Annotated in this window: 6 protein-coding genes; 5 read left to right on the forward strand and 1 reads right to left on the reverse strand. The window is 64.1% G+C overall.

Annotation, left to right across the window (positions count from 1 at the left end; genetic code table 11):
* From KA184_21470 to KA184_21485, 4 genes are all read left to right on the forward strand, one after another.
* Positions 1 to 557: sigma-70 family RNA polymerase sigma factor (locus KA184_21470; GenBank protein MBP8132157.1), on the forward strand; the 557-nt coding region annotated here is incomplete at its 5' end.
* Positions 558 to 992: 435 nt separating this feature from the next.
* The gene (locus tag KA184_21475) at positions 993 to 2,672 is read left to right on the forward strand and encodes a VWA domain-containing protein (GenBank protein ID MBP8132158.1); all 1,680 of its coding nucleotides are present in this window, start codon (positions 993 to 995) and stop codon (positions 2,670 to 2,672) included.
* Between the two features lie 187 nt (positions 2,673 to 2,859).
* Entirely contained in the window at positions 2,860 to 4,602 is a 1,743-nt protein-coding gene (locus tag KA184_21480; GenBank protein ID MBP8132159.1) for an alpha/beta fold hydrolase, read from the forward strand.
* 120 nt (positions 4,603 to 4,722) lie between these two features.
* A complete protein-coding gene (locus tag KA184_21485; GenBank protein MBP8132160.1) occupies positions 4,723 to 6,690 on the forward strand; it encodes a hypothetical protein in 1,968 nt (655 codons plus the stop codon).
* Between the two features lie 19 nt (positions 6,691 to 6,709).
* On the opposite strand, the gene KA184_21490 is transcribed toward KA184_21485, so the two are convergent.
* Positions 6,710 to 8,272, reverse strand: a complete 1,563-nt coding sequence (locus KA184_21490) for a DUF2961 domain-containing protein (protein ID MBP8132161.1) — start codon at positions 8,270 to 8,272, stop codon at positions 6,710 to 6,712.
* A 366-nt stretch (positions 8,273 to 8,638) separates the two neighbouring features.
* Here KA184_21490 and KA184_21495 point away from each other — a divergent pair.
* On the forward strand, positions 8,639 to 9,197 hold a 559-nt coding region (locus KA184_21495), incomplete at its 3' end, for a class I SAM-dependent methyltransferase (GenBank protein ID MBP8132162.1).

Raw genomic sequence — 9,197 nt, forward strand, 5'->3', positions numbered from 1 at the left:
CTAGCGAAGTGCGGGAACAAGCCATGGACACCATCGCGGGAAGCAAGGCGGCGTGGGTGGCGGAGGCGCTGCGGCAATTCGAGCGCCCGTTGCTCCGCTACGCGGCCGGGATTACCGGCGACGCGGAACTGGCGCGGGACATCGTGCAGGAGACCTTTCTCAAGCTCTGCACGGCGGACCGAGCGAAGGTGGACGGACACCTCGCCGCCTGGCTCCACACGGTGGTGCGCAACCACGCACTCAACGTGCGCAAGAAGGAATCGCGTATGGCGCCCCTGCTCGACGAGCACGCGGCCACGCTGGCCAACGGCGGTTCCGGACCCGGCGCCGAGGCGGACCGCAACGAAACGCATCGCCTCATCGCCGACACGATCCGCGAACTGCCTGCCGACCAGCAGGAAGCCTGCCGCCTCAAATTTCATAACGGATTGACCTACCGCGAAATCAGCGAGGTCATGGGCGTGTCCCTCGGGACCGTCTCGAACCTGGTCGCCGGCGCGCTCGACGTGCTGCGCCGCCGATTGCGGACCGAACGCGACCCGGTCCGGGAGAATTGAACCATGAGCAACAAGATCGATAACGAAAAACTGACCGCATTCATCCTCGGGGAATTGGACGAGACCCGCCTGAATGAAATTGCCCAAAAGGTGCATTCGGGTCCGGAACTCGAACGTCTTGCGCAGGAACTCCGCGAAGTCGCGAGCCTGACCCGGGAAGTCTACGCATCGGAACCGGACCTGCAACTTGATGCCACACAGCGGGAGCAGGTCATGCAGGAAGCTGTGGTGGAGCCGATGAAAGCCAAGCCGCGACGCGCAAGGACCAAGAGACAGCGTTCCGGCTGGTCATTTTGGGCAATTCGCCTCCTACCGGCGACTGCATTGATGGCGCTTCTTGTTGTAGTCCTCTTGCCGACTCTCGTCCGTCCTTTCGAATCACCCAGGCGTGGTACGCCGACCAGCTTCAAGGCTGAGCAACGTCTCTTGAGACAGATGGAATTTGAGTGTGAAATACGCTCACAACGTGTGGAACAACTGAGGAACCTCGCGAATGTTCCGGAAGCGGGAATAACGCTGAGTCTGCAGCCGGTCAGAGTCGGAGGCGAAATCAGAATAAGAGGTGATTTCTACGATGTGGATATAAACGGCACGGGTGAACGGGAGCATATTCCTTTCTACGTACGGCCGGATGGGATGGCAGTCGAGCTTAATCCCTATAACGACCCATCCCAAAACTACTGGCCGGGCCACAACACGGAGGCGTACGCGAACATTGTTGAGAACCCGTTCACACGCGCGACGGACGAGCCGCTGTCGACGTTCTCGATCGACGTGGACACGGCGTCGTACAGCAATGTGCGGCGCTTCCTTGAACAGGGGACGCTACCGCCGCCAGACGCGGTGCGCATCGAGGAACTGGTCAATTATTTCGACTACGCGTACGCGCCGCCGGAGGACCGGTCGAAGCCGTTTGCCGCGCATGTGACGGTAGCGGGCTGCCCGTGGAACGCGGAGCACCGGCTTGTGCGCATCGGGCTGAAGGGCTGGGAAATGGCGAAGACAGAGCGTCCCGCGAGCAACCTGGTGTTCCTGATCGACGTATCGGGGTCGATGCAGCCGGAGAACAAGCTGCCGCTCGTGCGGCAGGCGCTGCGCCTGCTCGCGCATCAACTCGACGAGCACGACCGCGTGGCGATGGTCGTCTACGCGGGCAGTTCCGGGCTGGTGCTGCCGTCGACGCCGGGCAACGAACGCGAGACGATCCTCGACGCCATCGACCGGCTCGATGCGGGCGGCTCGACAAACGGCGGCGCGGGCATCCAGCTTGCCTACCGGATCGCGGTCGAAAACTTCCTCAAAGGCGGCGCAAACCGCGTCATCCTCGCGACCGACGGCGATTTCAACGTCGGTATTACGAACGAGGGTGATCTGACGCGGCTCATTGAGGAAAAGGCGAAGTCCGGCGTGTTCCTGACGGTGCTCGGGTTCGGCCTGGGCAACCTGAAAGACGCGACGATGGAGCATCTGGCCGACAAGGGCAACGGCAACTACGCGTATATCGACACGTTGAACGAGGCGCGCAAGGTGCTCGTCGAGCAGATGAGCGGGACGCTCGTGACCATTGCGAAGGACGTGAAAATCCAGGTCGAGTTCAACCCGGCGCAGGTGGGCGCGTACCGGCTCATCGGCTACGAGAACCGCGTGCTCGCGGCGCGCGATTTCAACGACGACACGAAGGACGCGGGCGAAATCGGCGCGGGGCACGCCGTCACGGCGCTGTATGAGATCGTGCCCGCGGGCACGCCCGCGGATACGGCGCCGGTGGACCCGCTGCGCTATCAGCAGACGCCGGGGCTCAGCGATGCGGCCGCGAGCGGCGAGTTGATGACGTTGAAACTGCGCTATAAGGCGCCCGACGGCGATACCAGCGAGTTGTTGACGTTTCCCGTGAACGACACCGGGGTCGAATGGGAACTGGCCGATCCGGACTTCAAGTTCGCCGCATCGGTCGCGAGTTTTGGCATGCTGCTGCGTAGTTCGGCTCACAAAGGCAGCGCGACCTTCGACACCGTCCGCGCATGGGCCGAATCCGGCCTCGGCGGCGACCCGAGCGGCTACCGCACCGAGTTCCTCGAACTTGTGGGCAAGGCGAAGGGAATCACTGGAGAGTGAGACCGGCGGGGACTCGTGACCCCGCCCTGAATTCTCCGCACTTTCTCCCTCGTAGGGGCCAGGCATGCCTCGCCCCTACACCGGCTGCAACCGGTCCGCCGCCCTGACGGTCTTATTCCCGTACATTGCTGGTTGGCGCCGGGCACATCGCCGCCAGATGGGCCGCACCTCTGAGGAATAGCCGGAATTGCGAAAGAAACTGCTGCTGGGTTGCGGCGCGTTTATCGCGCTGGTGCTGCTGACTCTCGCCGTCTTCGTGTACCTGCTGGTACATCGCGCGGACGGAGACTATTTTGACTCGAACGGTGCGCGCATCTTCTACACAGATGAGGGCGCGGGCGAACCGGTCATCCTGATCCACGGCATCGGCGTGAACGCGGACTGGAATTGGCGGCGGACGGGCGTGACACGCGCATTGGCGAAGCACTTCCGCGTCATCGCGTTCGACTTGCGCGGCCACGGGCTCAGCGACAAGCCCGCGGACCCGGAAAGGTACGGCGTTGAGATGGTCGAGGACGTCGTGCGGCTTATGGACCATCTTGGTATCGGGAAGGCGCACGTGGCCGGGTATTCGTTGGGCGGGTTTCTCCTGCAGCGCCTGCTCGTGCTGCACCCCGACCGTATACAGAGCGCTGCCATCTGCGCGGCGGGGTGGAAAAACCCCGAAGACCCGACGCCCATCCCGAGTCCGTATCGCTCGCCCGAGGAACAACCCAAACCGCGGGCGCTGCAGGCGGCGCTGTTCCCGATGGACAATTCCAAGTCCCTGTTCCATTTTGTCCGGAACTGGATCGGCGACCGGTTCCTGAGCCAGCCCGTGAAGAAGGCCCTGAAAGCAACCTATCCGGAACTGGCCGTGCTGCAACCGGACCTGGAAGCGATCCACACGCCCACCATGTGCATCATCGGCGACCGCGACGGGTTCCGCTATCTCGCGGAGGACCTGCGCCGGCACCTGCCCGGTGTTGAGTTTGTCGAGGTGCCTGGCGCAAACCATTTCACTCTGCCGTTCTATCCGTCGTTCAAGCGCAACCTCGTCCGGTTCCTGACCGCGCACGCAATGTCCGGCGAGACCGCGCAGCCGGACTCCGCGGCGGCGGGCGCGGGCACGGCGCTCAAGGTGCTCACGTGGAACATTCAAATGCTGCCCGCCGCGTTTTCGCAAATGGACCGGCGGCTCGACAAGATGCAGGCCGAGCGCGCGCCATGGATTATTGACCACCTGAACCAGAGCGACTACGACGTGGTGTGTCTGCAGGAAGTGCTCGATGTCGCGATGCAGCGGAAACTCGAGGCGGGCCTGAAGGAGCAGTATCCGTATGAAGTGCCGCCGCAGTACGCGGCCGACGGTCGCGCATTCAGCAACGGGGTGCTCTTCATGAGCCGCGTACCCATCCGGTACGTGGCGCATGTGGTCTTCGACGACCTCTCGCGCATCGAGGTGTTCACGTCGAAGGGCTGCTGCCTGGTCGAGGGCGAGAAGGACGGCATGCCCTTCCAGCTCGCGGGCACGCATTTCCCCACGGGCAGGCAGGCGATCAAGGACAAGGCCGTCGCCGCGATTGCGGAGCGCCTGCTCGCGCCGCACCGGCGCCCGGGCGTGCCGCAGATTCTGCTCGGCGACTTCAACACGGATAAGGGCTCGCCCGAATACGATGCGCTGCTCCGCCTCACCGAAACGGCGGATTTTCCCGTGGACGACCCGCGCCCGTATAGCTCCGACAGCCGGAACAGTTGGAAGACGGGCAAGCCGAACAAGCTGAACCTGATCGACCACGTCCTGTTGAATCCCTGCGGCACGGCATCGGCTTTCATGCGCGTGACCATCCAGCGCCCAACCCGCGAATACGAAGGCCGGACCATCGACCTTGCGGACCACTACGGCGTGGCCGCGGAATTGACGCTCATGGGCGGCGGATTCGGGCAGTAACCCGCCCGGTCAGAAAAGCGGGAGCAAGCTGCGGCAGCTTGAGGCATTCGGCCAGCGAATATTCGCGAACGCGTGCGCAACCCTCTTATGCTGGAAAGAATTACAGGGAGGAAAGGTGCCATGAAAGGCAAGATCGGGACGTATCATCGCGGCTCGCTGCAGAGTCCGGGGAAAAGGACAGGCCGGCGCATATCGTGCGGGCTTGCGTTTGCGTTCTGCGTCGCGGCGGCATCCGCATGGGCCGCCGAGGCGTACACGCTCGCGCAGGGCGGCTGGACACTTGAAGTCTCACGGGACGGACGGGTCGTGCGCTGCAGGGACGCAGCCGGACGCGACCTCGCCACGGGCTTGGATATCCTGAGGGCCGGTGTGGACGCCGCCGTCGATGAAGGGGTGTGGCATGCCGCGGATAGCCCGCTGGCGGCATGCGCCAAGCCCGATCGGGTGGAGAACCACGGAGACACGGTCGTCTTTGAATACGACCTGACCGCATTTTGCCCGCTGCTGGTGCATTACGAGGTGTCTTTCGTTTCCGCGGGCGGATTTCCGTGCGTCCGGCGCAGGGTGACGCTAGAACCCGCCGCGCCGCCCTTGAACCAGGACATCGCGCTGTCCGTGGGCATCCCGCTTGCCATCCAGGGTGCGGCGCCCCGTGTATTTGTGCCGCGGCAGGACGGCATCGGCGAGACGACCGGCCTGAACGGCGACCTGTGCTGGACATGGCCCCTGGACGGCGGCGGCCACACCTTCGGACGGCCCGCGCAGCACCTGGCGCTCCCGATGCTGAGTGTGGCGGACAACGACGAGTCCATCCGGCTGACGCATATCGCCGACCCGTATTTCACTTCCAGCTTTCGCTTGACGCAGGACGGGCGGCATTCCTGCGATTGTGTCTTCAACGGAGGCGCAGTCGCCTTGAATGGCCCCGTGACACGGTCGTTCTGGACCGTTATCCATTCGGGGCCGCCAAGACAGGCTGTAGAGGCGTGGTATGCCACGGCGCTCGCGGACGTGCCGCCGGGGCCCGAGTGGCTGCATGATGTCGCTTGGCAGCACTACGACTATCTCAGTCACGGTGGCAAAGGCTGGTTCGCGGACATCGACGCGGTCGCGCAGCGGGTGCCTGCCGCGGACCGGTCCAAGGTCATCTTTACGCTCCACGGCTGGTACGACATGCTGGGCCGCTACACGTTTGACGCAGGGACGGGGTTGCTCGACGACGCATGGACTGCGTTCCCGAACGCGGCCGCCGTGAAGGACAGAGGGTTCGCGACGTCCGAGGCCGTGCCTCTGACCAAGACGGCGATGCACCAGCGCATCCGCTACGCGAAAGACCGTGGGTTCCGCGTGGCGCTGTATTTTGCCGACGGACTTACGGCGTGTGAGGGCGCGGGCTTGTTTGATGAAGCGAAACTGGTCCGCTGGGGCGGCTGGGCCGGCCCCGACACGGTCGGACGGCCCTACATGCAGAATCCGGCGCATCCGGCCGTTTTTGACTGGTATTGCGTCTACTTGAAGGCGCTATTGGCAGAGTACGGGCAGGAGATCGACGCGCTGGTCTGGGACGAAACGTTCATGATCCGCGCGGGCATGACCGCGCCGCCGTCCGCCCCGGAACCGGCGTACCTGTGCGGCGCGATGATGCGCCTCGTCCGCGAACTCACGCTGCTGACCACCGCGGCGCGCCCCGATCTCGCCTTTCTGGTAAGTGATTGTATTGGCATGACGACGGATGAAAAAGCCTTCTGGACCGATGTGCCGCCCTACGCGATCATGGCCCACGGCTGCTATCAAGACAGCCATTCCCGGCCTTCCGTGTGGCCTTACGGGCTGTTTCCGAACCTGCGGAACGTCTTGTGGTCCTGCAACTGGTCCGCCGCGACCCGCTTCGACTACACCGTGTTCGGCGTCGCGCATTACGGCACGCCCGTTGCCACGAGCAACGGCTGGCTCGACGACAAAGGGTTCGCCGCGCTGACGGAAGCGCAACGGCATGCCGTCCTGGACCTTTTCAACGAGCGCAAGACACACCCGCAGACGCTGCAATGGCTCGACGGCCCGGCTCCCGTGTTCGCGGGGGGCGAGTAGCACGGCTGCGGGGCGTGTCTCAATACAGCACGGGGTCCGTTTTCCAGTCGCGGTCCTTGTCGAGACCATATTCCTTGACCCGCGGACGCCGTTCGCGGAGCAGGACCGACTCGATGCCGAGAAGATCGCCTTTGGAGGCGTCCGCTCTTCCAGCATATTCGAGCCGGACCACATGACGGCCGGGTTCCGGCCAGAAATCCAGGACTGGAACCTCTTTCACCTCCGTGTCTTCGGCGTACAGGTCGCGCGCACCGCCAATCGCGGCGCCATCAACCAACACGCGGTAACTGCCGTAGTCGTAGGACCGCGTCAGCCGCAGGATCAGGCGAAGCGGCTTCTTTTCCGCGATCTCGAAGGGAATCTCGTACCACGCTTCCGCCGCGGACGAGGGCTTGAACAACACCTGCCCGCCGCCGGGCCAAAGCGGGCCTTCCTGCACCATTGTCTCGCCCGCACCGTGATATTCGGCGTCCAGGAAATCGCGCGCGGCGACCACGGTATCCAGACTCGGCAGGCGCCGCTCGCTGGCGGGAGGTATTGTGCTGAATGGTTTGGACGGCCCGGTCTGGTACCAGTAAGCCACGCTCGCGAAGTCGTCTTCCCGCTCGTTCCAACTGTCATGCGCGCCTTCCGGGTTCTCATCGACGGGCAGCCAGCCGTAGTGTTCGAAGGTAAACCGGATGCGCTCCTGGAACACGATGGGGTCGTGGATGTGCCAGCGGTACGCAGCGGTTCTTTGCCCCAGCGCGCCCCAATCCTCGGCCCAGGGCGTGCCGAAACAGGGCGCGCTGTTGCGCTTGAGCCCCCACGCGGCCAGGAAATAGTCCTCCGTGCCCGTGCCCCAGATGGACGCCTTCTCTTCGCCGTCGATATAGACCTTCTCGTCGCCCTCGCCGAACCATTCGGGGCTACGGCTGCGCACGAACAGCGTCACGCCAACCAGATGACCTTTGCCCTCGGTGTCGAGGACGAGGTAATCGCGCCCGGGAACGGCGGGGTAGGCCTGGTTGTAGCGCGCACAGAAGCAGGGCGTGTCTTCGGCGACGGGCCGCTGAACCCAGTCGATATTATAGTAGAGCAGACGGATTTCCTTCTCGCTCTGGTTGACGAGCTCGACGCGCGCGGCTTTCCGGAACGGCATGCGCCAGAAACAATTGTAGGAATCGCCGTCATCGACTACCACCGGCTCGCTGTTCACCTCCATGCGCAGGCCGAATCCGCACGCGAAGAACTCTCCGACCGGCGCCTCGACGTCCGGCGCGGCGCGGTTGTCCCAGAAGATGCGCAGCAGCATTTCCTGGTGATTGGCGGCGCCGTCCGGCGCCCACGGCTGCGGTTCCGGGCCCAGGAACGTCATCCAGATATGCGTGATCTCGCCGGGGCCCTCGAGGTCCGCGAGCAGCTTCGTGGCGCCGGGCGCCACATTCGAATTGTCCCAATTGCTGTCCGGATCGTAGTCGCCGTTTTCCAGCCGGTGCGACGAACTCACGCGCATGCTGCGGCCTTCCAGCGGCGCGGCGAGCTCCGCAAGAGACTGCGCGGGCGACGAGACGGCGGCAAAGAGAATCAAGAACACCGCCATTGCGCGCGCTCGCGAGGGAGACGCCGAGACACGCGGTGGAACAGCGCCATTCAGCGGCATGGCCGGCAACCTCCCTGCTGGGCGCGCGACGAGATGAACCCTTCGTGGCATGGATGTCTTGCTTGTCTTGGCGAGGCGCCGACGCCGGGGCGCAGCCGCGCCCGTGCATGCCGACTCGCCCCGGGATTTCTGTGTCCGTTCTTTCTTTCCCGCTTTCCCCATTTCCATATTCTCCTTCCTGCAATCGGCGCGGACGCCGCTTCTGCGTGTTCCGCCGCGCCCGTGCCCACGGCTGATTTGCGCACGGAGAAATGATACCATCGCGAGTGTCATGTGCGCGTGTTCGCGGACGGGGAGGGTCCGGCCATGCTCTTGAACACCGTTGAATACCTCGCGATGAACAATCCCATACGCGCCCTTGTCCATCGCCATTATGAAGCGCGCAAATTGCTGCGGATAGGCGGCCCCATGTCCGGCGGATGCGCCCTTGAAATCGGCTGTGGCCGCGGCGTTGGCGTCGAGATTATCCTCGACCGATTCCATGCGGATGCGGTCGACGCTTTCGACCTCGACCCAAGGATGATCGCAAAGGCGGCGAAGCGCTTGAAACGCCGGGACGGAGAAGTCCGGCTCTGGGTGGGTAACGCGTCCCAAATCGAGGCCAAAGACGCAGCCTACGACGCCGTGTTCGACTTCGGCATCATTCACCACATCCCCGACTGGGCGGGAGTCCTTGCCGAACTGTGGCGTGTGCTCAAGCCCGGCGGGCGCCTCTACGCCGAAGAAGTTCTGAGCGCATACCTGCTGCATCCGCTCTGGCGGCGGCTGCTCGACCATCCTCTCGAGAATCGTTTCGACTTCGCGCAATTCCGGGACGGCCTGACCCACGCCGGATTCCAACTGGTCGCGGCCGCCCCGCTCGGCA

It is taken from the genome of Candidatus Hydrogenedentota bacterium, from assembly GCA_018005585.1.
Lineage (GTDB): Bacteria > Hydrogenedentota > Hydrogenedentia > Hydrogenedentales > JAGMZX01 > JAGMZX01.